This window comes from Paraburkholderia sp. EG286A (assembly GCF_040965375.1).
GTDB lineage: Bacteria > Pseudomonadota > Gammaproteobacteria > Burkholderiales > Burkholderiaceae > Paraburkholderia.
Window position 1 is genome coordinate 475,460 of record NZ_JBFRCB010000004.1, and the last position, 25,647, is coordinate 501,106.

23 protein-coding genes and 2 pseudogenes are annotated in these 25,647 nt (G+C 65.5%); 13 read left to right on the forward strand and 12 right to left on the reverse strand.

All coding sequences use genetic code 11. The annotated features are described in order from the left end of the window. Positions 1-109 precede the first annotated feature (109 nt). Together AB4Y35_RS21100 and AB4Y35_RS21105 are read left to right on the forward strand one after the other, a co-directional pair. The gene (locus tag AB4Y35_RS21100) at positions 110-1,306 is read left to right on the forward strand and encodes an MFS transporter (protein WP_368705771.1); all 1,197 of its coding nucleotides are present in this window, start codon (positions 110-112) and stop codon (positions 1,304-1,306) included. Positions 1,307-1,349: 43 nt separating this feature from the next. Next, positions 1,350-2,750: an amidase family protein gene (locus AB4Y35_RS21105; RefSeq protein WP_368705772.1), complete on the forward strand. Its 1,401-nt coding sequence runs from the start codon at positions 1,350-1,352 to the stop codon at positions 2,748-2,750. 14 nt (positions 2,751-2,764) lie between these two features. Here the strand turns inward: AB4Y35_RS21105 and AB4Y35_RS21110 are convergent, their stop codons facing one another. After that, a complete protein-coding gene (locus AB4Y35_RS21110) occupies positions 2,765-3,211 on the reverse strand; it encodes a winged helix-turn-helix transcriptional regulator (RefSeq protein ID WP_368695876.1) in 447 nt (148 codons plus the stop codon). Between the two features lie 118 nt (positions 3,212-3,329). Between AB4Y35_RS21110 and AB4Y35_RS21115 the strand changes: the two genes are divergently transcribed. Continuing rightward, positions 3,330-4,589 carry an MFS transporter gene (locus tag AB4Y35_RS21115; protein WP_368705773.1) on the forward strand — a complete coding sequence of 420 codons (1,260 nt, stop codon included), beginning with the start codon at positions 3,330-3,332 and terminating at the stop codon, positions 4,587-4,589. Between the two features lie 33 nt (positions 4,590-4,622). Beyond that, positions 4,623-5,978 (forward strand): aspartate aminotransferase family protein, encoded by a 1,356-nt coding sequence (locus tag AB4Y35_RS21120; protein ID WP_368705774.1) that lies wholly within the window; start codon positions 4,623-4,625, stop codon positions 5,976-5,978. A 69-nt stretch (positions 5,979-6,047) separates the two neighbouring features. On the opposite strand, the gene AB4Y35_RS21125 is transcribed toward AB4Y35_RS21120, so the two are convergent. The 4 genes from AB4Y35_RS21125 to AB4Y35_RS21140 form a co-directional block, all read right to left on the reverse strand. Beyond that, a complete protein-coding gene (locus AB4Y35_RS21125; RefSeq protein ID WP_368705775.1) occupies positions 6,048-6,434 on the reverse strand; it encodes an MAPEG family protein in 387 nt (128 codons plus the stop codon). A gap of 48 nt (positions 6,435-6,482) precedes the next feature. Continuing rightward, a complete protein-coding gene (locus AB4Y35_RS21130; protein WP_368705776.1) occupies positions 6,483-7,766 on the reverse strand; it encodes a diguanylate cyclase in 1,284 nt (427 codons plus the stop codon). Positions 7,767-7,979: 213 nt separating this feature from the next. Beyond that, entirely contained in the window at positions 7,980-8,333 is a 354-nt protein-coding gene (locus AB4Y35_RS21135) for a hypothetical protein (RefSeq protein WP_368705777.1), read from the reverse strand. Positions 8,334-8,386: 53 nt separating this feature from the next. Then, a complete protein-coding gene (locus AB4Y35_RS21140) occupies positions 8,387-8,779 on the reverse strand; it encodes a universal stress protein (RefSeq protein WP_368705778.1) in 393 nt (130 codons plus the stop codon). A gap of 240 nt (positions 8,780-9,019) precedes the next feature. Here AB4Y35_RS21140 and AB4Y35_RS21145 point away from each other — a divergent pair, with 240 nt between their 5' ends. From AB4Y35_RS21145 to AB4Y35_RS21160, 4 genes are all read left to right on the forward strand, one after another. Beyond that, complete coding sequence (locus AB4Y35_RS21145; protein WP_368687181.1) at positions 9,020-9,340, forward strand: hypothetical protein; 321 nt, start codon at positions 9,020-9,022, stop codon at positions 9,338-9,340. 135 nt (positions 9,341-9,475) lie between these two features. Continuing rightward, positions 9,476-9,772 carry a hypothetical protein gene (locus AB4Y35_RS21150; RefSeq protein WP_368705779.1) on the forward strand — a complete coding sequence of 99 codons (297 nt, stop codon included), beginning with the start codon at positions 9,476-9,478 and terminating at the stop codon, positions 9,770-9,772. Between the two features lies 1 nt (position 9,773). Next, positions 9,774-10,652, forward strand: coding sequence for a 4-hydroxy-tetrahydrodipicolinate synthase (locus AB4Y35_RS21155; RefSeq protein ID WP_368705780.1), 879 nt, complete (start codon positions 9,774-9,776; stop codon positions 10,650-10,652). Between the two features lie 101 nt (positions 10,653-10,753). Continuing rightward, positions 10,754-11,188 carry a phosphate-starvation-inducible protein PsiE gene (locus AB4Y35_RS21160; RefSeq protein ID WP_028204349.1) on the forward strand — a complete coding sequence of 145 codons (435 nt, stop codon included), beginning with the start codon at positions 10,754-10,756 and terminating at the stop codon, positions 11,186-11,188. Between the two features lie 131 nt (positions 11,189-11,319). On the opposite strand, the pseudogene AB4Y35_RS21165 reads toward AB4Y35_RS21160, so the two are convergent. Then, positions 11,320-11,661, reverse strand: a pseudogene (locus AB4Y35_RS21165) (IclR family transcriptional regulator); the annotation flags it as partial. Between AB4Y35_RS21165 and AB4Y35_RS21170 the strand changes: the two are divergent. Then, positions 11,608-12,123: pseudogene (locus tag AB4Y35_RS21170) on the forward strand (iron-containing alcohol dehydrogenase); the annotation flags it as partial. The pseudogenes AB4Y35_RS21165 and AB4Y35_RS21170 overlap by 54 nt on opposite strands. A 14-nt stretch (positions 12,124-12,137) precedes the next feature. Here the strand turns inward: AB4Y35_RS21170 and dkgB are convergent. From dkgB to AB4Y35_RS21185, 3 genes are all read right to left on the reverse strand, one after another. Continuing rightward, entirely contained in the window at positions 12,138-12,944 is an 807-nt protein-coding gene (dkgB, locus tag AB4Y35_RS21175) for a 2,5-didehydrogluconate reductase DkgB (protein ID WP_368705781.1), read from the reverse strand. Between the two features lie 47 nt (positions 12,945-12,991). Continuing rightward, positions 12,992-14,224: an MFS transporter gene (locus AB4Y35_RS21180; protein ID WP_368705782.1), complete on the reverse strand. Its 1,233-nt coding sequence runs from the start codon at positions 14,222-14,224 to the stop codon at positions 12,992-12,994. 156 nt (positions 14,225-14,380) lie between these two features. Continuing rightward, positions 14,381-15,295 (reverse strand): LysR family transcriptional regulator, encoded by a 915-nt coding sequence (locus AB4Y35_RS21185; protein ID WP_368705783.1) that lies wholly within the window; start codon positions 15,293-15,295, stop codon positions 14,381-14,383. Between the two features lie 117 nt (positions 15,296-15,412). On the opposite strand from AB4Y35_RS21185, the gene AB4Y35_RS21190 reads away from it, so the two are divergent. Both AB4Y35_RS21190 and AB4Y35_RS21195 read left to right on the forward strand, forming a co-directional pair. Beyond that, positions 15,413-16,165 carry an SDR family oxidoreductase gene (locus tag AB4Y35_RS21190; protein ID WP_342923585.1) on the forward strand — a complete coding sequence of 251 codons (753 nt, stop codon included), beginning with the start codon at positions 15,413-15,415 and terminating at the stop codon, positions 16,163-16,165. Between the two features lie 40 nt (positions 16,166-16,205). After that, positions 16,206-17,111, forward strand: a complete 906-nt coding sequence (locus AB4Y35_RS21195) for an SDR family NAD(P)-dependent oxidoreductase (RefSeq protein ID WP_368705784.1) — start codon at positions 16,206-16,208, stop codon at positions 17,109-17,111. A 29-nt stretch (positions 17,112-17,140) separates the two neighbouring features. Here the strand turns inward: AB4Y35_RS21195 and AB4Y35_RS21200 are convergent, their stop codons facing one another. The 3 genes from AB4Y35_RS21200 to AB4Y35_RS21210 form a co-directional block, all read right to left on the reverse strand. Further along, a complete protein-coding gene (locus tag AB4Y35_RS21200) occupies positions 17,141-19,885 on the reverse strand; it encodes an EAL domain-containing protein (RefSeq protein WP_368705785.1) in 2,745 nt (914 codons plus the stop codon). A gap of 8 nt (positions 19,886-19,893) precedes the next feature. Further along, positions 19,894-20,676, reverse strand: coding sequence for a transporter substrate-binding domain-containing protein (locus tag AB4Y35_RS21205; RefSeq protein WP_321921838.1), 783 nt, complete (start codon positions 20,674-20,676; stop codon positions 19,894-19,896). A gap of 304 nt (positions 20,677-20,980) precedes the next feature. After that, a complete protein-coding gene (locus AB4Y35_RS21210) occupies positions 20,981-22,333 on the reverse strand; it encodes an MFS transporter (protein ID WP_368705786.1) in 1,353 nt (450 codons plus the stop codon). A 324-nt stretch (positions 22,334-22,657) separates the two neighbouring features. On the opposite strand from AB4Y35_RS21210, the gene AB4Y35_RS21215 reads away from it, so the two are divergent. Both AB4Y35_RS21215 and AB4Y35_RS21220 read left to right on the forward strand, forming a co-directional pair. Then, positions 22,658-24,442 (forward strand): IlvD/Edd family dehydratase, encoded by a 1,785-nt coding sequence (locus AB4Y35_RS21215; RefSeq protein WP_368706130.1) that lies wholly within the window; start codon positions 22,658-22,660, stop codon positions 24,440-24,442. A gap of 21 nt (positions 24,443-24,463) precedes the next feature. After that, the gene (locus AB4Y35_RS21220; RefSeq protein WP_368705787.1) at positions 24,464-25,642 is read left to right on the forward strand and encodes a fumarylacetoacetate hydrolase family protein; all 1,179 of its coding nucleotides are present in this window, start codon (positions 24,464-24,466) and stop codon (positions 25,640-25,642) included. The last annotated feature ends 5 nt before the right edge of the window (positions 25,643-25,647 follow it).

Consider the following 25,647-nt stretch of genomic DNA (forward strand, 5'->3'; position numbering starts at 1 on the left):
CGCGGCCGCTAGCCTGCCACCGACATCGCACCCGAGGAGCACCTGAATGCAGCGCTGGGTACAGGGACTGATAATCTGCACACTTCCGTCATCGTCCGGAATTCCCGCCGTGCGCCCATTCAGTGCCCTCATCATGCTCGTCGGCGTCCTGCTCGCATCGGCAGGCTATGGCGCGACGTTCCTGTTCTCCATGCACGTGCGCGCCATCGGCGGGAACGACATCAACACGGGCGTGGCGCTCGCGGGCGCGGCGCTCGGCACCTTCGTGGGCGTCTCGCTCACGGGCTGGGTTGCCCAGCATGTGGGCGCGGCGCGCATGGCCGCGCTCGCGGCGCTCTGCGTGGGTGCGGGCGTGGTGAGCTTCGCGCTCGTCGAGCACGTGAGCAGCTTCGACGTCGTGCCCGGCTTCCTCGTGGGCTTCGGCTGGGGCGCGTTCTGTCTCGCCGCGCCCATGGCGCTCGCCGAGCGCACCAACGACGCTGAGCGCGGCCTGTGGTTCCTGCGCTTCGCCACCATGCAGATGACGGGCATCGGCGCCAGTCCGGCGCTCGCGGGCTTTGCGATCCGCTTTTGGCGCATGCCGCTTGGCGGCGTGCTCTACACGATCGGCGGCCTGTGCGTGCTGGCGGCCGTCCTGCTCGAACTGTTCGGCCGGCTCGCGCCGCACGTGCGCGCCGCTTCCGCTGCCACGACGCAGGAGCCGGCCTCGCCGGACCCGTGGCTCCTGAAGATGGGCGTGATCGCCCGTACGCGCGCGGTGTATCCCATCGTCATCATCGCGCTGGGCGGCTGCGTGTTCTCGGGCCTTATGACGTTCCAGATGTCGCTCGTGCAAGGCACCGAGGCGAAAGCGACGACCTTCTTCAGCGTCTACACGGTGACGGTCATCGCCACGCGCTGGCTGCTCTCGCGCGTGGTCATCAAGATGCGCTCCGAAACCGCGACGAAAGTGCTGCTCATCATGATGGTGATGGGCAGCGCGGCGATGTTCGTCGTGCCGTTTCACGTGTTGTTCCAATCGGCGGCCGCGGTGCTGCTGGGCACCGGGTACGGGCTCGCTTACCCGATCGTCCAGCTCCAGGCCGTCAACGACTCCGTTGCCGCGCACCGCCGCGCCGCGCTGACGTGGTTCGTCGCGGCGTACTTCGTCGGCGCGTTCGGGTTTCCGACCGTCGGCGGCTGGGTGCTGGTGCACGGCGGCCGCGCGGCGCTGCTCGCGCTCATTGCGGCGTGCGGACTCGCGGCGCTCGCGCTGGCGGTTCTGCGCGACCGGCGGCGTGTCGAGAGCTTATCGGCCAGCGCCTGAACAGGCCTGGCCATTCCCAATTTGCCAACGAACCGGAGGGATCGTGACTGAACTATGGCGTTTAACTGCAACTGAACTCGCCAGGCGGGTTCGCGCGCGCGAGGTGTCGGCGCGCGAGGCCGCGAAGGCCGCGCTCGAGCGGCTCGAAGCCGTCAATCCGCTCATCAACGCGGTGATCGACTATCGGCCCGAATGGGTCTTCGACCAGGCCGACAGGATCGACGCGGCGATTGCGCGCGGCGAAGACCCGGGGCCGCTCGCGGGCGTGCCCGTGACCACGAAGATCAACATTGACCAGGCGGGCTTCGCGACGACCAACGGCACGCGGCTGCAAAAGGATCTGATCGCGCAGGTCAACAGCCCCGCCATCGAGAACCTCGTGCGCGCGGGCGCGGTGCTGCTCGGCCGCACCAATTCGCCGACCTTCGCGCTGCGCTGGTTCACGAGCAACCAGGTCCACGGGCATACGAAGAACCCGCGCAACGCGTCGCTCACGCCGGGCGGTTCGAGCGGCGGCGCGGCGGCGGCGGTCACGGCCGGCATCGGGCATATCGCGCTCGGCACCGACATTGGCGGCTCGGTGCGCTACCCGGCCTATGCGTGCGGCGTGCACGGTTTGCGGCCCAGCATCGGGCGGGTGCCGGCGTTCAACGCGTCGTCGCCCGAGCGGCCGATCGGCGCGCAGATGATGTCGGGCGCGGGCCCGATGGCGCGTACGGTCGAGGACCTGCGCCTGGCGCTCGCGGCGCTTGCTGCGCCCGATCTGCGCGACCCCTGGTGGGCACCGGCGCCGCTCATCGGGCCCGATGTGCCGCGACGCGCGGCGCTCTGCCTGCGCCCGGGCGGCATGAGCATCACGAAGGAGGTGGAGGACGCCTTGCTCGACGCCGGCCGCCGGCTCGCCGACGCGGGCTGGACGGTCGAGCAGATCGACGACGTGCCGCTCCTGCGTGACGCCGGCGAAGTGCAGGAACGCCTGTGGCTCGGCGACGGCTTCCCGGCCCTCGCCGACGCCGTGGCCCGCGACGGCGACCCGGGCGCGCAGGCGGTGGTGGACGGCGTGCGCGCCAAGGTCGCGGCGATGCCCGAGAACGTGGTGGTCCCGTCGCTGGTGCGCCGCACGACGCTCACGCGCGCATGGCGCTTGTTCCTTGCGGACTATCCCGTGCTGCTGCTGCCGGTTTCGGGCGAACTGCCGTTCCCCGACAACCTCGACATGCAGGGCGCGGCGGGATTCCAGCGCGTGTGGGACGCCCAGCTGACCATGCGCGCATTGCCCGCGATGGGCTTGCCGGGACTCGTCGTCTCGACGGGCATGGTGAAGGACGTGCCGGTTGGCGTGCAGATCGTCGCCGGGCACTTCCGCGAAGACCTGTGTCTGCTGGCGGGCCAGGCCATCGAGGAACGCGGCGCGCCGCCTTCGCCGATCGACCCGGCCATGTAACTCGGGGGCGGGCGTTATGCGGGCTTCTTGACCACGGTGTCGTGAGGGGTGAGCGCCTGCCCCTCGCGGGTCTGCGGAAACATCGAAAGCAACGGCTTGCCCGTTGCCTTGTCGATCAACCACGAATGCCGTTCGCCGCGCTCGAACAAATGACGCTCGCCCCACTGCTGAAGCGCCACGATGATGGGGAAGAGGCTTTCCCCTTTCTTCGTTAGCACGTACTCCTGATAGGTCGTGCCGTCGGAGGCAGGGCGGGTTTCGAGAATGCCGGCCTCGACGAGATGGCTCAAGCGGCCGGACAGGATATTGCGCGCCACGCCCAGATTGCGCTGAATATCACCGAAGCGGTAGATGCCGTCGAACACGTCGCGCAGGATCATCAGCGACCACCGGTCGCCGATCACGTCGACCGAGCGCGCGACGGGGCAGGTCTCCGTCTGCATGGATTTGCGGCTTGCCATGACGACTCCTTCTTATGCCAGTCCAGATTGACGCAATGCGTTCGCCTCACGTAGTTGCATTTTAAAACCAGTCGACATACCATTCAATCAGTTTTGTTTTGAAACTGGATTGAAGATCATGGACGCGGATCCCGTTGCGCTTGCACCGCCGGCCCGCGGCGCTCCCGTGCGGCCGCGCGCGCCGTTGCCGCGCAGCCTCGTGCTGCTGTTCGCTGTGGCCAGCGGCTTGAGCGTCGCCAATGTCTACTATGCGCAGCCCTTGCTGGACGCCTTGGCGCGCGATTTCGGCATTACCCGCGCCGCGGTTGGCGGCGTGGTCACGGCGACGCAGGCGGGTTGCGCGCTGGCGTTGCTGCTGCTCGTGCCGCTGGGCGACAGGGTGGAGCGCCGCCGCCTGATGATCGCGCAACTGCTGGCGCTGGTGGCCGCGCTGGGCGTGGTCGGTCTCGCGCGATCCGTCGCGGTGCTGCTGGCTGGCATGCTGGGTGTAGGCATGCTGGGCACGGCCATGACGCAGGGTTTGATCGCCTATGCGGCCGCCGCCGCCGCGCCCGACGAGCGCGGGCGCGTGGTGGGCGCAGCGGGCAGTGGCGTGTTCATCGGCCTGCTGCTGGCTCGCGTGTTCTCCGGCGGCGTGAGCGATCTCGCCGGTTGGCGCGGCGTGTATGGCTGTTCCGCCGCCGTCATGCTCGCGCTTGCCGTGCCGTTGTGGCGCCGGCTGCCGAAACTGGCGCGCGGCGCGCCAGATACGATGAGCTATGTCCAGCTGATCATCTCGATGTTCGCGTTGCTGCGCTCGGATCGCGTGCTGCAGACGCGCGGCGCGCTCGCGCTGCTGATGTTCGCGACCCTCAATATCTTCTGGAGCGCGTTGGTGCTGCCGTTGAGTGCGCCGCCCTACAATTTCTCTCATACGGCGATCGGGGCCTTCGGCATCGCCGGGGCGACGGGCGCACTGGCCGCCGCGCGCGCGGGCCACTGGGCCGACCGGGGTTGGGGCCAGCGCACCAGCGCTGCCGCGCTGGCGCTCCTGTTGCTGGCGTGGTGGCCGCTCTCGATGCTGGGACACTCGCTATGGATGCTGCTGGTCGGCATCGTGCTGCTCGATCTCGGCGGCCAGGCGCTGCACGTGACCAATCAAAGCCTGATTTTTCGCAGCGATGCGCAACTGCATAGCCGTCTCGTGAGTCTTTACATGCTGTTCTACGCGGTTGGCAGCGGGCTTGGCGCGATCGGCACGACGGCGACGTATGCCGTGGCGGGCTGGCATGGCGTGTGTATGCTGGGCGCGGCCACGAGTTTGCTGGCGCTCGTGTTCTGGGCACTCACAGTGCGCAGCATGCCGCGCGCGGCCTCGTGCGCCTGCACATCGAATTGAAGCTTGAATGGAAACCCGAACCGGGAGACATGGATGGATGAACTGAAACTGCTGGCGGATGCCGACGCGCGCGGCCTGCGCTACCTCGAAGGCAACGCCACGCGGCGCGTTTTCCCCTCGAACGAAGCCATTGCGGCGCTCGGTGCGTTCGACGAACCGCTGCCCGCAAGCGGGTTACCCGCCGAAGACACGCTGTCCCTGCTCGACCGCGTAGGCTCGCCGGCGACTACGGCTTCGAACGGCCCGCGCTATTTCGGCTTCGTGATCGGCGCGGCGCTGCCGGCGGCGGCCGCGGTGGAGCGGCTCATGCTGGCGTGGGACCAGTGCGCCTCGACGTTCGACAACTCGCCGGTCGCGGCCACGGTGGAACGCATCGCCGGCCGCTGGGTGCTCGAAGCACTCGACCTGCCGCGTGAGAGCGCCGTGGGCTTCGGCACCAGCGCCACCGCGTGCACGCTCGGCGCACTCGCCACGGCACGGCGCGCGCAGCTGGCACGGCAAGGCTGGGACTTCGACCGCCGGGGGCTGATGGGCGCGCCCGAGATCAAGGTCGTGATCCCGGAACTCGCTCACATCACGGTGAAGAAGGCGCTGCGCATTCTGGGCTTCGGGCTGGATCGCATCGTCTACGCGGCCGTCGATGCTCATGGCTGCGTGGATGCGGCGCGACTCCCGCCGCTCGACGACCGTACGATCCTGTGCCTGCAGGCCGGCGAGGTGAATACCGGCGAATTCGACCCGTTTGCGCCGATCATCGCGCGTGCGCGGGCGGCCGGCGCGTGGGTGCATGTCGATGGCGCGTTCGGCCTGTGGGCGCGGACCTCGTCACTGGCTGCGCTGACCGAAGGCATCGAAGGGGCCGATAGCTGGACGACCGACGCGCACAAGTGGCTCAACACGCCGTACGACTGCGCCATGGTCATTTGCCGCGATGCAACGGCGCTGGCCGAGGCGATGAACAGCGACGCGGCCTATTTGTCCGCGAGCGCCGACGCGCAGAAGAACCTCACGCTGGAATTTTCGCGCCGCGCGCGCGGCATTCCCGTGTGGGCGGCGCTGCGCACGCTCGGTCGCGGCGGTGTCGCGGCCATGGTCGAGCGTCATCACGCGCAGGCGCAGCGCATCGGCGCGGAACTCGGACGCCTCGGCTACGAGGTGCTCAACCGGGTCGTGCTGAATCAGGTGCTGTTCCGCTGCGCAACGGATGCGCAGACACAGGCGCTGCGCAGCGCCGTGCAGGCCTCCGGCGAAACGTGGTTCGGCGGCACCATCTGGCAAGGGCGGCCTGCGTTGCGGATCAGCGTGTCGTCGTGGCGCACGCGGGATGAAGACATCGAAGCGCTCGTGCAACTGCTGGCATCGTTGCGCGGCGATCCGCGTGCGCCGTAGCCAACATCGGTGACAACGTTGCGCACAGCGAAAGAGGCGGTATGGCCGCGCACGGCTCATGACCTCGAGTCAACGCAGCAATGCGAGACTCAGCGCGATACCGGCCGCGTAAGTGCCGAGCGCGCCGAGAAATCGGGCGGGATTGGGTTTCGCCATCGAGGGAAACGCGATCAGCCCGACGACGAGCAGGCACCGGCAGACGGTCGCGGCCACGATCAGCGCGAGCGTGACCGGCGAGGGCGAGCGTGTGCCCAGATAGAGAAACAGCACGGCCAGGAAGGGCACATATTCGGCGGTGTTCGCATGCGCGCGGACGAACTTGTGCAGCAGGCTGGCCGGGTCCGTCGCGCATCCCGAGAGCGTGCCTTCGCGAAAGCGAAGCATGGAAATGGACAGGCCGAGGCCAAACAGCAGGAGACCCAGCACGGCCACGCAGGCCAGCACAATTCTGTCCATTTGAAGCTCCCTGGCGAAAGCAGGCGATGCGATTGCTTGCGGTGCGCGCTAGCCGACTTCCACGCGGTTGCGTCCGCTGTCCTTGGCCCGATAGAGCGCCACGTCCGCGCGTTTGACGATCGCACCGAAGTCATCCTCGCCCGGCAGGCGTTCCGTCACGCCAATGCTCACCGTAAACGGCACAGGCTTGCCCAGCCGCCATTTGTGCTCGAAGTCCTGCTGCTCGATGGTCTGGCGCAGCTCCTCGGCCACGGCCGTTGCCTGCTCGATATCGAACTCGGGCAGGGCGGCGACGAACTCTTCGCCGCCCCAGCGGGCGAACACGCCAATGCGCCTGTCACTGTTCATCACGACCTTGGCCAGCACGCGCAGCACTTCGTCGCCGATGTCGTGCCCGTAGCTGTCATTGATCTTCTTGAAGTAATCGATATCGAGAATAAAGACGGAGAGCGTTTTGTCCGCTTCCAGAAGCTGCTCGACGGTATCGGCAAATTCGCGGCGGTTCGGCAGGCCGGTCAGCTCGTCGGTCACGGCCTGTTTCTGGAGCAGGTCCATCAATTGCACGCGGTCGGCGATATCGCGAATCACCGCGGTGAATTCGATCAGCCCGCCCACGTTGATTTTTGAAATCGCAATTTCGACGGGCAACAGCGACCCATCCCGATGCAATCCATACACGCGGTTGCGCTCGTCCATCTGCCGCGAGCGCACCGGCGAGCGCGCGAACTGGTGGACATATTGCGAATGATTGCCGCGGAAGCGCTCGGGCAGAAGGTCCGTGATCGGTTGGCCGAGCATTTCCTCGGCGGAGTACCCGAACAGGTTTTCGGCGGCGCGATTGAACAGCGTGATGCAATGCTGCTGGTCGATCGTGATGATGGCGTCGTAGGCTGCGTCCACGACCGAACGAAAGCGCGATGTGCTGACTTCCAGTTCGTGCGTCAGCAACATTTTCGTGGTGATTTCAAGGCCTGTGACCATGATTTCGAGCACGGAGACGCCGCTTTCGGCGTGGCGTATCGGCTTCAACGACAGGCGCCACCAGTGCGTTCCGTCCCTCAGGTCATAGGCTTGCTCGAGTTCCCGGGCGACGCCGGATTCGAAGCACTGGGTCAGTTTCTTGCGGAATTCGGTTCGGGCGTAGTTGGGAATGAGCGAATCGAATGTTGCCGGGAACGACTTGATCGCGCTACGCCTGCCGCCCGTCATTCGCATGAAATGATCGTTGCAGGCCGAAACCACGAACTGGCCCCGCTCGTCGCGGCCGATCATCGCCACGCTCGCCGCGATCTCGTCGACGAAATCGCGCATCATGTTCGACCAGTCGGCCATCGAGCCTCCTTTGCCCGGTTGCCCAATACACTGACGATATAGTAGTCCGCATTGCGCGGCGCGGCAGCGTAATGTGCCCAACGGACGTTTTCGAACATGCGGGTTCGCGCGCGTTCGGGCAGACCCAATCTGGCTCGACTTACTCATGCGCGACGCCGCGACAGCACGCTGCGACGAGGCACGCATTGCCGCGATCACGCAGGGTTTCGACGCCTAGCGCGCCGCGACGATGCCTCCGTGCAGTTCCACATGCAGCACGACGAGCCACCGCGAAGGGCAGGCGCTCGCTACGCGCACTGCACGGCCGGGGCGAATCGCGGCCGGCTGCACGAAGCCCGACTCGCGCGCGCGCGACCACGCATGATGCGCATCGGAGCGTATCCACACGGCGAGCAGCGTGCAGCACATGAAGCAGAAGAACGCCGTGAGTCCCAGCGCGAAATCGGGGTGATTCGAAAACGCGAAAAATGCGAACGCTGAAGTCAGTATGGGACTGATCAGCAGAATCAACGCGCACACGCGCAGCAATGCGCGTCTTTGCGGACTGATGGCGCGTGTGGCATTCAATGTGCGCCGAAGCGGCGAAGAGAGGTTGCGCATGCGAGCGGACCGAGACGTCGTCAATGCAACAAGGTCACGGGCACGCTGCAAAGCCGCCTGAGCCTTGCGAGCATCATCCATTTGCGCAGAAAGCCGAGATGGCTTGCGTCCACGAGAACGATATCCGCGCCGCCGCATTCCACGCACGCGGCAATGCTGCGCTCCGCAGGTCCCGGCGCGTGGCGCAGGCGGTACGGCACGCCTGCGTCCTTGAGAATCGCGCAGGTGGCGTCGAGCATGTCGCGGCCGTGCCGTTGCCAGCGCTTGCGGGCGCCGTTGCTCGCCGCGGCTCGCTGCATCGTCTCCACGACCTCGACTTCCACCATGCCGCGTTCGGCAAAAAGAAACGCGCTGTGGCGTGCGGCTTCGGCTGCGCCGTGCCGGTCAATGACGGGAATGAGGAGTTTCAACACGAATTGGCCCGAGAGATTGCGGATCAGCAGGATCGTAGCGAACGGCGCGTAAACAAGCCGTAAAAGATTGCCCGCCGGCGTGTAAATACGGTGCTTCTTTACGGCATTTTTTCTTGTGCGAGGAAGAACGCCACGCCTACACTGGCGCGTCGAATCCGCCCGAGTCATTGCCATGTTTTGCCGCCCGCCGTTCAATCCTGTGTTTCTCCGCTAATCATGCCGATGCGTTTTAGAGGCTGGTTGAAGCTCGCGCTTCTCACGTTTTCCGTGGACCAGATACTGACCGCCGTGTTCGGCTACGTTACCCAGCAAATCGATCCGGGCATCTCGGACTTCGAGACAGTGATCTTTAGCTGCATTACGTGCCTGCTCGTCAGCAACTGGCTGGTGACCGACGCGCGCGCCGCGTGGGCCACGGCAAAGAAGCAGGGATTCATCGGACCGGCGCGAACCGAAGGGAGTGCGCACGAAGCGCAACTCCAGATTGCCAACGCGTGCCCGCGACGCTGGCTCGTCGTGCTGCATCTCGAGTTGAATCCGCAGCTCGCACAAGGCATGTGAAATTTAGACACGACGCACCGCTATTTTTAACACCGGTTTTACGCGTTCGGGAATACGCTGAAGTTGTGTTCACAACCTGCGAATAGCAATTCAAATCTCATGGCTTGCGCAAATCCCATCCCCCGTTACGAGATCGTGGCGCCGACTCCGCGCCCGCTTGCGAAGGTCGTTCCGTTGCGGGCCCCGCGTGCCTGGCTCGAAGTCATGCTGAACGCGAATACCGAAGAAGCCGCGCGGGCGCATCTCGCGGCGCTGCTGCATTCGCCGCTCGGCGTCTATGTCGCGCAAACTGCGTTCGTGCGCGGCGCCATGCGCGTGCTACTCGATATCGCGCCCGAAGACATCGACTTCACGATGCATACGCTGATAGGCAGCGTGCCGGAAGCCACGATCGGCGCATTGCGCCCGCGCACCGGCAACAAGGGGGCCTGATATGTTCGAGGGAATCTGGTTGCCCATTGTGACGCCGCTGCGCGATGGCGAAGTGGATGTCGATGCGTTGGAACTGCTGACTGACAAATACGCGAGTGACGGCGTTGCCGGCATCGTCGCGCTCAGCACGACCGGTGAGGCGGCGCTCCTGAACGACGTGGAGCGCGTGACCGTGCTGCAGGCCATAACCGAGGTCGCAGCGGGGCGCGTGCCCGTGATCGCGGGCCTGGGCGGCAGCGATACGCGTGCGTTCGTGCACGATCTGCGCACGCTGGAACGGTGGGACGTGGCGGGCTTTCTCGTGCCTCCGCCGTCGTATGTCTGCCCGGACCAGGCGGGGCTCGCATGGCACTTCGGGCAGATCGCGCGTGCCACGTCGAAGCCGCTGGTGCTCTACGACGTGCCGCATCGCACGGGCGTGCCGATCGAAGTCGAAACGGTGCGCGAACTGGCGGAATTCGACAGTATCGTGGCGATCAAGGCTTGCGCGAGCGAGCGCTTCAAGGCGCTGGGGCAACTGCCCATCTCGCTGCTGTGCGGGACGGACGAAGCGTTTCTGGAGTGCCTCGAGGCGGGCGCCGCGGGCGGCATACTCGCCAGTGCGCACGTTTGCCCGGACCTGCTGCGCGATGTGCACGCGCTCGTGAAGGCAGGCTACGGCGAGGCGGCGGCGCGGCTGTTCGCACGCTTCAAGGGCGTGCTGCGCCTGTTGTTCGCCGCGCCGAACCCGAGTGCGATCAAGGCCATGCTGGCGCTCGACGGCACCCTGTCGCACGAAACGCGCATGCCGATCCGGCCGGCTTCGCCCGCGCTCGTCACGCAACTCGAATTCGCCCGCGCCGTGCTCGACGACCTGCGCGCCGCCGCGCCTTCGCCCTGATTTCGCTGCGCGCTCGCGCCCGCGCGGATTTTTTTCGCGTTTTCGAACTTTCATCTTGTCGCGCTACTATCCCCCTACCGTGTCATGGGGAAACCGCGAAGATGAAGTACGAGAACGCTCTGCAGCGAGCGATCAAGGAGCGCCTCGAGCGCGCCATGGAACTGGCCGAACTGTTCGGCCTGTTGATCATCGGCATTGGCACCGTGGCCGCCATGGGCGTGCTGATCTGGCACATGGTGCATTCGGACGGCGTGACGCTGACCGACCTGCTGCTGATGTTTCTCTACCTCGAGATCTTCGCCATGGTCGGGCAGTATCTCAAGGCGGGTCAGTTGCCGGTGCGCTTCCCGCTCTATATCGCCATGGTGTCGATTGCGCGGGACCTCATCCTGCGCGCCGGCGCGAACACGGAACTGCATTTGCTGGCGTCCGCCGGCGCGATCGTGCTGATCGCGCTGGGCGTGCTGATCATCCGCTTCGGGCAGGCGAAATATCCCAGCAACACCGATGAGCGGCGCGTGGAAGAGGCGAAGTAGGCCAGACTTGCCGCTGTAGCACGGCTACCGTTGCTGCCTTGGCGCACGCAAACCGGCCCGAGCCGCGCGGCAATGGTGCGGCACGCGGCGAGCAGGGGCGCGATGTAGCTGCGCTGCGCGTCATCCTGGCGGCGGAACATCGGCATGCTGACGCTTACGCAGCCCACTGCGTGGCCATCGGCGCCGAGAATCGCCGCGCCGTAACACCAGATCGACTGTTCGTTTTCTTCGCGATCTTCCGCGTAGCCGCGTTGCGCCGTGAGTTCGATCTCGTCGCGGATCGCGCCGAGGTCGGTCATCGTATGCTCCGTGAAGCGCACGCGCGGCGCCTGCGCGAGCAAAGGCTCGCGCTCGGCCGGCGTGAGCGTGGCGAGCCAGGCTTTGCCGACTGAACTCGAGGTGAGCGCCACGCGCGTGCCGATCCGCCCGCGGACGGCATTGCGCTGGACGGCTTGTGGCGCGCGTGGCGTCATATCGAGCGCGCGACGCGTGATGGCGGCGACCGCGTGGCGCGGCTGAACATGATGAGCGCATCGATGCAGGGTGCGCTGGCGTTCCAGAAGGGCCTGGGTTGCGTGCACAGCCTGAGCCATTCGCTGGGCGGCATCAACCCGCGTTTGCATCATGGCACGCTGAACGCGATTTTCCTGCCGGCTGTGCTTCGGTTCAACGAACAAGCGCCTTCGGTGCGGGAGGAAGACAAGCTCGCCCGCCTCGCGACGGCGATGGGGCTGGGCAGCGGCGCCGAAGTGGCGCCCGCCGTGCGCGCGATGACCGAACGCCTCGGTTTGCCGACGGGCCTCGCGCAACTCGGTGTGAACGCCGATCTGTTCCCCGAGATCATCAAGGGCGCGCTCAAGGATCACAGCCACAAGACCAATCCGCGCGAGGCTTCCGAAGACGAGTACCGCGCCATGCTCGCATCGTCGATGTAGCACGGCGCGGCGTTTTAGTCCCACTGCGGGGCGAGACCCGCGGGGCTCACCTCACGGCCGTTGCGTTCGAGCGCGGCGATCTGCGCCATGTCGTCGTCCGTGAGTTCCAGGCTTTGCGCGCGCAGGTTGCTGGCCAGGTTCTCGCGCTTCGTCGAAGAGGGAATGACGGCGTACCCGAGGCGCAGCGCCCAGGCGAGCGCCACCTGCGCAGGCGTGGCGCGGTGCCGTTCGGCAATCGCCTGGATGACCGGATCGCCGAGCACCTTGCCGTAGGCGAGCGTCATGTACGACGTCACGTGAATGCCTTCCTGCTGCAGGAACGCAACGAGCTTGCGGTTCTGCAGATACGGGCTCAATTCGATCTGGTTGGTGGCGATATTGTCTTTGCCGACTACCGCGATAGCCTGCTTCGTCAGTTCGATATTGAAATTGGAAATGCCGATCTGTCTGGTCAGTCCTTGCGATTTCGCTTCGGCCAGCGCGCTCATGAATGCTTCGAGCGGCACGCCGTTGTTGGGTGCGGGCCAGTGAATCAGCGTGAGATCGACTGCGTCGGTGCGCAGCTTCTTCAGGCTTTCCTTCAAGCTCGGCACCAGTTTTTCACGCGAGTAGTTGTCGACCCAGATCTTGGTCGTGAGAAAGAGATCGTCGCGCGCGATGCCGGAAGCGGCGATCGCTTCGCCGACTTCGGCTTCGTTGCCGTAGATCTGCGCAGTGTCGATGGCGCGATAGCCGAGTTCGAGGCCGTTGCGCACGGAGTCGATCACGACCTGGCCTTGCAGGCGGAATGTACCGAGGCCGAATGCGGGAATCCTGCTCATGTTGCTCTCCACAAAAAAATGATTGGCTTGCCTAAGCGAATAATGATTTAACGCGAGCACCGGTTCATGACGATCTGGACGACGACGAGCGCAACGCCGCCAAGCGCGATGAACGCCCCGACAATCGGCACCGCGCCGTAGCCGAGACCGGCCGAGAGTGCGGCGCTGCCTGCGGCGGCGCCCAGCGCATTGCCGAGATTGAACGCGCCGACATTGACGGACGAGGCGAGCCCCGGCGCATCGTGAGCGGCGCGCATCACGCGCATTTGCAGCGGAGGGACCACCGCGAAGGTTGCGATGCCCCACACGAGCAGGGCAGCCGCCGCGCCCACATGCGTGGCGGCCAGCGCCGGAAACGCGAGCATCACGACGATCAGCAGCGCGAGGAAACCCAGCAGCGTGCCGTCGAGCGAGCGGTCGGCGAGACGCCCGCCCATCGCGTTGCCGATCGAAAAGCCCACGCCGATCAGCACGAGCATGGCGGTCACGAAGCCAGGCGTCGCGCCCGTGAGATGCGTGAGCGTGGGCGTGACATAGGTGTAGAGCGTGAACATCGCGCCTGCGCCGAGCACCGTGGTTGCGAGTGCGCCCAGCACCACCGGGCGCGTGAGCACGCCGAGTTCGGCGCGCAGGTTGGGCATTTCGCCCGCCTCGCCTCTCGGCAGCGCGGCCCACAGGCCTGCAATGGCGAGCGCGCCGAGCCCGGTGGTCGCGGCGAACGACATGCGCCAGCCTATCGTCTCGCCGAGCCACGTGGCCGCGGGCACGCCGCCGATGTTCGCGATGGTGAGGCCCATGAACATCGTCGCGACGGCGCTGGCCTGGCGCTCGCGCGGCACGAAGCTCGCGGCGACCACCGAGCCGATGCCGAAGAACGCGCCGTGATTCAGGCTCGTGACGAGGCGCGCGAGCAGCAGCGTGGTGTAGTCGGGGGCGATGGCGGAAAGCAGGTTGCCGAGCGTGAAGATGCCCATCAGCGCCATGAGCGCGGTGCGCCGCGGCCAGCGCGCGAGGGCAAGCGTCATGAGCGGCGCGCCCACCATCACGCCGATGGCATAGGCGCTGATCAGCATGCCGGCGCTGGGGATCGACACATGCACGCCCTCGGCGATCACGGGCAAAAGGCCCATCGGCGAGAATTCGGTGGTGCCGATACCGAATGCGCCAACGGCTAGCGCGAGGAGCGGCAGGGCGGCGCCGCGTTTTGCGGGCGGGTTGGCGGAATGCTGCTGGCGGGCCGGACGGCCCGTGGCGGGTAGACTGAGGTCGCGGTCGAGCATGGCATCGTGCCTGGTTGGGCACCGGCTAGTTGGGACCGCTGCATTGTGCGGGTTTTACTTTTGACGAAAAACGGGCCTGGAGACCAAAGTGTTTTGATTTCGAGTCAAGAATGAAGGTCACTCAGCCCGAAGCGCACGCATGAGTGGAGCCAGGCGTTATCGCGGCTTCAAAACCGTCGTCATATATTCCGTCGCGAATTCGATGAATGCCTGCACGCGCAGCGGCAGCCGCCTTTGCACGGGGTAGACGATTTGCGCGGCGAGCGGTTTCGCCTGCCATTTCGGCAGGACGCGCACGAGGCGGCCCGACACCAGATCCTCCTCGATCAGCCATTCCGGCAACACGGCCAGACCCAGCCCCATGCGTGCGGCCTCGCGCATGCTCGTCACGCCTTCCGAAATCATCACGGGCTCGATCTGCAACGTATGCGTTGCTGCGCCCGCATACAGCGTGACGTCCCTCGAACCGCCGAATTGCCGGCTCGACAGTGCGATCCACGGTAAGACCTGGAGACTTTCCGGCTTGCTGGCGAACTTGTGATCCTTGAGGAACGCCGGCGAGGCAACCGGATAGCGGCGGATCTCGCCCAGCGAGCGTGCGACGACGCGATCGTCAGTGAGCGCCCCGGCGACGATACCCGCGTCGCAGCCCTCTTCGATCATGTGGAGCGGGCGGTTCGAATACGCCAGCTCCATTCGCACAGCCGGGTGGGCCTGGATAAAGCTGCTGATCATCCGGCTCACCACGGACTGGCCGAAGTCGATCGTGGAAAACACCCGGATATTGCCGCTCAGCGCGCTCTGGTCGCGCCGCATGCGCTGCCCGGCCTCCTCGGCGAGCGCGAGCAGTGCCTGGGCGTCGGCCAGGAACTGGTGGCCGGTTTCCGTGAGGCTCATGCGGTGCGTGTCGCGCCGCAGCAGCGCCGCGCCGCATTGATCTTCGAGCGAACGCAGCTGGCGGCTCAGCGTGGGCTGGCTCAGGTTCAGCTTGCGGGCCGCCGCGGAGATGCTGCCGCTCTCCACGATGGCAACGAAGGCCTGCAGCAGGCTCAGGTCGTTGAAGATGGTCATACGCGGGAAGCATAACCGATATTCTGGCTATGCGGCTACCGTGGGGCGTCGCCTGGCGGGAAGATGCACCCATCGCATCACGTTGCATCACCCACCCAACCGGAACGGAGAGTCACCATGAGCACGCAAGCCAACACCAGCAAAGTCGCGATCGTTACCGGCGCTTCCCGCGGCATCGGCGCATCGATCGCCCGTCGCCTCGCGAGCGAAGGCGTCGCCGTCGTCGTCAACTACGCCGGCCGCGCGGCGGACGCCAACGCAGTCGTGGAGGAAATCAAGGCCGCGGGCGGTCGCGCCGCGGCAATTCAGGCAGACGTGGCCGTGCCCGCCCAGGTGGCCGCGATGTTCGACCAGGCCATTACGCTCTTCGGCGGCGTGGATATCGTGGTGAACAACGCGGGCATCATGCAGCCGGGCCTCGTCAATCTGGTCGATACCGACGACGCCCTGTTCGACCGGCTCGTCGCGATCAACCTCAAGGGCACCTTCAATACGCTGCGCATTGCCGCGAAGAAGCTGCGCCAGGGCGGCCGCATCGTCAACTTCTCGAGCAGCATCCAGGCGCTCGCGCTGCCGGGCTACTCGGTGTACGCCGCCACCAAGGCCGCCGTGGAAGCGATGACCAACATCTTCGCGAAGGAACTGCGTGGCCGCAATATCACCGTGAATGCGGTCGCCCCCGGGCCTACCGCAACCGAACTGTTCCTCAAGGACAAGACGCCCGAGCAGATCGAACGCCTCGCGAAGATGCCGCCGCTCGAGAGGCTCGGCCAGGCGGACGACATCGCCGAGGTGGTCTCGTTCCTCGTCGGCAACGGCGCCAGCTGGATTGACGGTCAAACGATCCGCGTGAACGGCGGCATTGTTTGATGTCCTGATCAAGTGTTCCACGACGAACGAGGAGCCCATCATGAAGAAGATCATTGTCGTTACCGGCGCATCGAGCGGTTTTGGCCGCCTCGCCGCCGCAGCACTCGCCGACGCCGGCCATACCGTCTACGCGTCCATGCGTGCGACCGCCGGGCGCAACGCTCCGGTTGTCGCGCAGATGGCGGAATTCTCGCAGCACAACGGCGTGGATCTGCGCACCGTCGAACTCGACGTGCAGTCGCAACAGTCCGTGGATGCGGGTATCGCCCGCGTGATCGCCGCAAGCGGGCGTATCGATGTGATCGTCCACAACGCGGGCCATATGGCCTTCGGGCCGGCCGAAGCGTTCAGCCCGGAACAGTATGCACACCTGTACGACATCAACGTGCTGGGCACGCAGCGGGTGAACCGCGCGGTGCTGCCGCACATGCGCGAGCGGCGGGAAGGCCTCGTGGTGTGGGTGTCGAGCAGCAGTTCCGCCGGCGGCACGCCGCCTTATCTCGCGCCGTATTTCGCGGCGAAGGCCGCGATGGATGCGATTGCCGTTCAGTACGCACGCGAGCTTGCGCGCTGGGGCATCGAAACGTCGATCATCGTGCCGGGCGCGTTCACCTCGGGCACGAATCACTTTGCGCATGCGGGCAGCCCGGAAGACAAGGGCGTGGTCGCCGCCTATGAAGCCGGCCCCTATGCCGGGTTCGGCGAGCAGATCCAGGAGGCGTTCGCCGCCATCGTGCCGCCAGAAGCCGACGTCGGTCTCGTGGCCGAGGCGATCGTCGAGGTGGTCGATGCCCCCTTCGGCAAGCGGCCGTTCCGGGTGCACGTGGACCCGACCCAGGACGGCGCGGACGTCGGCTTTGCCGTACTGGACCGCGTACGGGCGGAGATGCTGCATCGCGTGGGCCTGTCCGACCTGCTCGCGCCGCGCCGGCACGGCGACGCGTGATGTGGCGGGCGGCGGGCGGCGAGGCGCGCTTACTCCGTGAGGCACTCCGACGCCTCGAGTCCGCGCAATGCCGCCTCGAACTCCTCGACAGGAATCGGGCGGCAGAACAGATAGCCTTGATACGCGTAACAGCCGGCCGAGGCGAGGAAGGCACGCTGCTCCTCGGTCTCGACCCCTTCGGCGATTACGCCGAGGCCCAGGCTGTGCGCGAGCGCCACGATGGTGCGGGCGATCACGGCGTCGTTCGGATCGACGAGGACATCGCGCACGAACGAGCGGTCGATCTTCAGTTGAGCGAGCGGCAGGCGCCTCAAATACGAAAGCGACGAATAGCCGATGCCGAAATCGTCGAGCGCGAAGACGATGCCGTTCGCCTTCAGCGCCTCCATTTTCTCGATGATCTCCTGCACGTTGTCGACCAGCACGCTTTCCGTCAACTCGAGCTTGAGCCGGTCCGCTCGCGCGCCGGTCTGTTCGAGGGTGGCCAGCACGCTTTGCACGAAGTCGGGCTGGTGCAGCTGCTGCACGCTGACGTTGACCGCAATGGTCAGGTGTTCGGTGTCGGGCTGCATGGCCCAGCGCGCCAGCTGGGTGCAGGCCGCGCGCAGCACCCAGCTGCCCAGCTCGGCGATGAGCCCGGTTTCCTCGGCCACGGGAATGAAATCGGCCGGGTACACGAGCCCGCGCAGGGGGTGACGCCAGCGCACCAGCGCCTCGACGCCGGTGACCCGGCCGCTGTCGATCTGCATCTGGTAGTGAAGCACGAACTCTTCGTTCTCGATGGCTTCGCGCAGCGCCGCTTCGAGCGCGGCACGCTCCACCACGACCGTCTGCATGTCGGGGTCGAAGAGGCGCACCGCGTTGCGGCCGCGTTCCTTGGATTTGTACATGGCGAGGTCGGCCTGCTTCATGAGGTCGTCTGTCGTCGCCTGGAAGCCCTTGAATACGGTTGCGCCGATGCTCGCCGTGCTGCGGTAGTCGATCTCGTCGAGTCGATAAGGATTCCCGAGCACGGCGAGAATCCGCTCGCCCAGGGCCTCGGCCTGGCGGGCCGCCTCGCAGGGAACGGGATTCAGATTGCCCACCACGACGACGAACTCGTCGCCGCCCACGCGCGCCACGGTGTCGCCCGCGGGTATGCTCGCCGCCAGGCGTTTCGCCACTTCCTGCAGCAGCAGGTCGCCCTTGTCGTGGCCCAGCGTGTCGTTCAGCGTCTTGAAGTGATCCAGATCGATGAACAGCAGGGCGCCGCTCGTGCCATTCCTCGCGCTGTCGGTCAGGGCGTCCTTGAGGTTGTCGAGCAGCAGCGTGCGATTGGGCAGGCCCGTGAGCGCGTCGTAGAAGGCCAGCTCCTTGATGCGCTGGTCGGCGATCTTGCGCTCGGTGATGTCGCGCCCGCTCGTGCGGAAACCGATGAAATCGCCCTTCGAGTCGGTAATCGGCACCCACGAGGCGCAGAGCCACATGAGCGAGCCGTCCTTGCGCACGCAGCGGAATTCCAGATTGTCGCCGCGCGAGCCCAGTTGCGCGCCGCGGAATTCGGGCGCGACGTAGGACGCGTCGCCCGGATAGATCACGGTGCAGGCGAAGTCGCTCATGGCCATGCACTCGTCGACGGTATAGCCGATGTACTGCTCCACCGCCGAGTTGATCCAGCGCGGCTTGCCTTCCGGCGACCACCAGATTTCCCAGTTGACCGTACAGTCCGCGATGGCGCGGAATTTTTCTTCGCTTTCGCGCAGTTCCTTCGTCATCGACGAGGCCATCCGTATCGCGCGGCTGCGGCCCGTCATCATGAGGCGCGTGAGCAGCGCGAGCAGCAGGCTCAGGCCCGTGCCGGTGATCGCGATGAGGGTTGCCGCGTCGCGGCCGAAGCGCGCCTTGAAGCCGTCGCGCGCCATCAGCTTGAGCATCCAGTCGTGGCCGCAGACGACGAGGTATTCGGTTGCCGAAAGATCGCTCGCCAGGTGATGGGCGGCGCCCGACGTTCTGTAGAGCAATGCGTCCGGCGACGATTCCACGCCGTCGTAGATGGAGACCGAGAGGCCGGGCGGTTCCTCGCCGTAAAGGCTGGCGATGACGTCGTGCATGCGAAAGGACGCATAGACCCAGCCCACCAGCTGCGCCTGGCGTTCCGTGGCGTTTTCCGGCGACGGGCCGTGTGCGTAGACCGGCATGTACATCACGAAGCCGGGATCGGCGCCGGGATCGGTGTCGACCGAGAGGCGCACCTTGCCGGAAATCGTCGCCATGCCGGTGTCGCGCGCCTGCTCCATGGCGCGCCGGCGCACCGGGTCGGCCCAGGCGTCGAAACCGGGCGCCGCGCGATTGGCGCCGATATACGGCTCGCGCTGAATGATGGGGGCGTAGTTCTCGCGCGGACCGTCGGGCTCGATCGCGTAGCCGGGCAAGCCGCGCTGCTGCATGGCCGTGATATGCGCGGCCTTTTGCGTCTGCGGCACCCACGCGACGATGCCGATGGCCTGGATGCCGGAAAAGTTGGCGTCGAGATTGAGCGTATTGACGTACGCCCGGAACGCGTCGCGATCGACCTCGCCGCTGGCGGCAAACAGGCTCTGCACGCCGCGCAGCAACAGCTCGTACGTGCCCATGCGCTGTTCGACGCGGCTCACGACGTCGCCGAGCGAGTAATCGAACTGCGTGAGCAGTTCGTGGCGAGCCGCTTCCCGCTCGTGGTTCCAGAGCGTCCAGGTCACGCCGAGCGCGGCGGCGAGAACCAGTAGCGGGAGCAGAACGAGGCGCGTCCGGGTCATGGCGGCGTCTAGAAGGGGACCATCGAGTCGGCGAGGTCAGGCTTGAAATACTTCGTGAAGATGCGCCGCACCGTGCCGTCGGCGATCATTTCGTTGACGAGGGCGCGCCACTTGTCCCGCTCCTCGGGCGAGAGCGCCTTCTTCGACATGATGAGTCCATGCGGAATGGGTGGATCGTCGAACTCCACGATATTGGTCACGCTCCGAATCTTCGCTTCGTCGATGGCGGGATAATCGAACGGCTCGATGATCATTCCCTGAATGCGGCCAAGGATCAGCGCCTGGTAAAGCGGCTCGAGGCCGCCCGCCTGACTCACGCGGTTTTCGGCGGAGAGCGAATCGACCAGCCGGTTGGCCGACTCGCTGTAGCGGAAACTGCGAATCACGCCGAGCTGAAACTTGTCGTTGTGCTCGAAATCGGCCAGTTGATGGATGCCCGAATCCTTGCGAACCAGCAGATAGTACTTGTTGCTGAAGTACCAGGCAAAATCCGCGTATTGATTGCGCTCTTCGTTGGCAATGCCGGAAAGGCTGAAATCGAGCGCGCCCGATTCGATCAGTTTCCAGATGCGCGCGCGCGACATCAGGCTCACGCGGATCTGGCAGCCGCTGCGCCGTGCCAGGGCGTCGGCGAAGTCCTTGTCGATGCCCGTGTCCGTGTCGACGGAGTAGAGCAGCCCATGATCGTGTAAGGCGAGCGTAAATGAGCGCGAGCAGTCGGGGCCTGCGGCAACCGCGGTGCCGATGCAACCGAGCGCGAGCAGCAGACCACCAAGGCAGTTTCGAATCACAGCGTCTCCGTTGCTTGTCGATGGCCCGATGGCAGTGCACCGGGCGGAAAACAGTGTTCACGTCTTATCGGCAGCGTGCTGCAATTCTTGAGACAATTCCAATTGTTTTTTTGCACGCTTTTTGTGCCGGCGCTGGGGTGCGCGGGCGGGACGATTACCCGTGCCGACCGGACCGCGGAGGCAAAAAAAAGCGCCGGCGCAAGGCCGACGCAATTTTCAGAACGGGATCGTGTAAGGAAGGCTCGGCCTGAAGGTGGCAGAAGGTGGCCCTCGCAACGGACGATTTAGCCGATTCGCATGACGCTCAGTTTTCTTCCACCGCGTCGCGGTTCAGCATGCTTTTCGGAATCGACAGAATCAGAACGCAGCTCACGAGCAGACACGCGCCCAGCGCATAGGTGCCGTTGTTGATGTCGCCGGTCAGGTCCTTCGCCACGCTGGTGATCATGGAGCCCGTGAAGCCGGACAGGTTGCCGACCGAGTTGATGAGCGCAATACCGGCCGCCGCGGCCGTGCCGGAGAGAATCTGCCCCGGGAACGTCCAGTAAATCGGCATGAGCCCGAGGATCGCGCAGGTGGCGATCGTCAGGAATACGATCGAGAGCGGCACGTTGTGCGCGAACAGTGCGCTCAGAATCAGGCCGATGCCGCCGATACAGGCCGGAATGGCCGCATGGAGCCGGCGCTCGCCCGTCTTGCGCGAGTGCGACGCGTTCCAGATCATGGCGGCCACGGCGCTGAGATAGGGAATGGCGGTCAGCAAGCCGATATTGAACGTGCTCTTCACACCGGAAGCCTTGATGATGGAAGGCAGCCAGAACGCCAGACCATAGAAGCCGGTATTGAAGGTCAGCAGGATGAACGTCAGCAGCCAGACGCGCGGGCTTTTCAGCGCCGCCATGGCGCTATGCGTTTTCTTCGCGCTTTCCTGTTCGAGATTCTTTTGCAGCACGGCCTTTTCGGCGGCGCTCAGCCATTTCGCCGACTGAATGCCGTCGCCCATGCGCAGCAGCACCACGAAGGCGACGAGAATCGAGGGAATGCCTTCGAGCAACAGCATCCACTGCCAGCCGCCCAGGCCGAACAGGCCATGCGTGTTCTCCATGAGCCACCCCGAGATAATCCCGCCGAGCGTGAGGCTCACCGGAATGGCGATCAGGAACCCCGACATCGCGACGCTCTGGCGACGCGCTGGAAACCAGTAGTTCAGGTAAAGAATGATGCCGGGGAAAAAGCCCGCTTCGCAGACGCCGAGCAGAAACCGCAGGATGTAGAACATCGTCGAGGTCTGCACGTGGAAGACACTCGCGAGCGGCGCGATAAAGGCGAGCGACGAAGACACGATGCCCCACGTCACCATGATGCGCGCGATCCAGAAACGCGCGCCATAGCGATGCAGGAGCAGGTTGCTCGGCATCTCGAAGAGGAAGTATCCCCAGAAGAAAATGCTTGCGCCCACCGCATAGATACTGTCGCTCAGGCCGAGCGAATCGAGCATCTGCAGTTTGGCAAAGCCGACGTTCACGCGGTCGAGGTAGGCGACGACATAGCACAGAAGCAGAAGCGGCAAGATGCGCTTCAATACCTTGCGGTACAGCAGTTCTTCGGCTTCGTTGACGGCGGCCGGCGAGTCCGCAATCTGGGTCAGGGTGGGCATGGGATGTGTCTCCTTTCACATATGCCTTTGAACGGTCCCGCTGCAGGGGAGTCGATTCCACGAGCTTCGTGGTGTGCTTGCTGGATCTCTGCGCTGGCTGTGAACAGCGCACTGTTTTGTTATCGGTAACGCAGCGGGCGCTAAATTAGCATGAGACGAGGCGCCACGGCAAGTCGGACGCCGGCGCCGAGGTCGGGAAAACGCGTGGTCTCACCTGGTGCACAGGGCGCGTGCAAAGTGCTAATATCCAGAAATGTTACCGATAACAAATGGCGTGGACCTGCGCGCCACATCGTCGAGACAAGGAACAAGCAAGTGAGTGATATGACCCAGCCCAACGCACGGCGCCTGCGCAGCCAGGAATGGTTCGACGACCCGGCCCATGCGGACATGACCGCGCTCTATGTCGAGCGCTTCATGAATTACGGTCTGACCCGGGAAGAACTGCAATCGGGCCGCCCCATCATCGGCATTGCACAAACGGGGAGCGATCTCGCCCCCTGCAACCGTCACCATATCGAGCTGGCGGCGCGAACGAAGGCGGGCATTCGCGACGCGGGCGGCATCCCGATGGAATTTCCGGTCCATCCGCTCGCCGAGCAGAGCCGCCGGCCCACGGCAGCGCTCGACCGCAATCTGGCCTATCTGGGTCTGGTCGAAATTCTTCACGGTTTCCCGCTCGACGGCGTGGTGCTGACCACAGGCTGCGACAAGACCACGCCTGCTTGCCTGATGGCCGCGGCAACGGTCGATATGCCCGCCATCGTGCTGTCGGGCGGCCCGATGCTCGACGGCTGGCATCACGGCCAGCGTGTCGGGTCGGGCACGGTCATCTGGCATGCGCGCAATCTGCTGGCGGCCGGCGAGATCGACTACGAGGGCTTCATGGAGCTCACGACGGCCTCGTCGCCCTCCATCGGCCACTGCAACACGATGGGCACGGCGCTGTCGATGAACAGCCTCGCCGAAGCGCTGGGCATGTCGCTGCCCGGCTGCGCCAGCATTCCGGCGGCATACCGCGAGCGCGGCCAGATGGCGTACGCAACGGGCAAGCGCATTGTCGACCTCGTGCGCTACGACATGCGGCCCTCGCGCATCATGACGAAGGAGGCGTTCGAGAATGCCATCGTCGTGGCCTCCGCGCTGGGTGCGTCCACCAACTGCCCGCCGCACCTCATTGCGATCGCGCGGCACATGGGCATCGAGCTGAGCCTCGAAGACTGGCAACGCGTCGGCGAACAAGTGCCGCTCATCGTGAACTGCATGCCGGCAGGCGAGTATCTGGGCGAGAGCTTCCACCGCGCGGGCGGCGTGCCCGGCGTGCTGCGCGAACTCGATCGCGCGGGCCTCGTGCACCGCGAATGCCTCACGGTATCGGGCCGCACCATTGGCGCCATTGCCGACGCCACGCCCGAGCCCGATCGCGAAGTCATCAGGACCACCGATGATCCGCTCAAGCACGGCGCCGGCTTCATGGTGCTCTCGGGCAATTTCTTCGACAGTGCGATCATGAAGATGTCGGTGGTCGGCGACGCCTTCCGGCAAACTTATCTGAGCGAGCCGGGCGCGGAAAACACCTTCGAGGCGCGCGCGATCGTGTTCGACGGTCCCGAGGACTACCACGCGCGCATCAACGATCCGTCGCTCGAAATCGACCAGCACTGCATTCTGGTGATTCGCGGCACCGGCACGGTGGGCTATCCGGGCAGCGCCGAGGTGGTGAACATGGCGCCGCCGGCGGAACTGGTGCGCCAGGGCATCACGTCGCTGCCCACGCTGGGCGACGGCCGCCAGAGCGGTACCTCGGCGAGCCCGTCGATCCTGAACATGTCGCCCGAGGCGGCGGTGGGCGGCGGCCTCGCGCTGCTGCAAACAGGCGACCGCATTCGCGTGGACCTGAACGCGCGCAGCGTGAACGTGCTGGTCGACGAGGCCGAGCTGGCGCGCCGCCGCGAAACGGCGCATTTCGAGGTGCCGCCGGCACAGACGCCCTGGCAGGAGCTTTACCGCAAGACGGTGGGGCAGCTGTCCACGGGCGGGTGCCTCGAACCGGCCACGCTCTACCTGAAAGTCATCGCCGAGCGCGGCAACCCGCGCCATTCGCACTAACCACGGACAACTGGACGCACCATGACCTCGAACACCCCCTCAAACTGGCTTCCCGGCGATGTCGGACAGGCGCTGCTCGTTGGCCGCGTGTGGCGCAAGGCAGGCGAGCATGAAGGCCCGTCTGTCGTGCTCGTGCGCAACGGCGAAGTCATCGATATCACGGCCAGCGCGCCGACCACCGCGGATCTGTTCGACCGCGAGGACCTCGCGCAATTCGCGCGCACCGTGAGCGGCGAATCGCTCGGCCCGGTGGAAAAACTGATCGAAGCAAATCTGCCCGGCAGCGTGGCGCCCGCGCTGCGTCTGCTCGCGCCCAACGACGTGCAGGCCATCAAGGCCTGCGGCGTGACGTTCGCGGTGAGCCTGATCGAGCGCGTGATCGAGGAACAGGCGGGCGGCGATCCCGCGAAAGCGCAGGAAGTGCGCGAAACCATCGCGGCCACGATCGGCACCGATCTCTCGAAGATCAAGCCGGGCTCGGAAGAAGCGATGAAGCTCAAGGCGGAACTCGAGCGGCGCGGCGCGTGGTCCCAGTACATGGAAGTGGGTATCGGGCCCGACGCGGAAGTGTTTTCGAAGTCGCAGCCCATGTCGGCGGTGGGCTTTGGCGCGGCTGTCGGCTTGCTGGCCGCTTCGGTCTGGAACAACCCCGAGCCGGAAATCGTCCTGGCCGTGAACAGCCGCGGCGAGATCGTCGGCGCGACGCTCGGCAACGACGTCAATCTGCGCGACATCGAAGGCCGCTCGGCGCTGCTGCTCGGCAAGTGCAAGGACAATAACGCCTCGTGCGCGATCGGCCCGTTCGTGCGTCTGTTCGACGAGTCGTTCAGCCTCGACACGGTGCGCAAGACGAGCGTCGCGCTGCGCGTGGAGGGCACGGACGACGACTTCGTGCTGGAAGGCATCAGCCACATGAGCGAAATCAGCCGCGACCCGGCCGACCTCGTGGCGCAGACGTGGGGCCCGCATCACCAGTATCCCGATGGCTTCATGCTGTTTCTCGGCACCATGTTCTCGCCGATCAAGGATCGCGACACGCAAGGCGGCGGCTTTACGCATCATCTGGGCGACAAGGTCACCATCTCCGCGCCGGAACTCGGCGCGCTGATCAACACCGTGCAATTGAGCACGGCACTCGCGCCGTGGACCTTCGGCGTGCGCGCGCTCTATCGCAATCTGGCTTCGCGCGGATTGCTGTGAGCCAC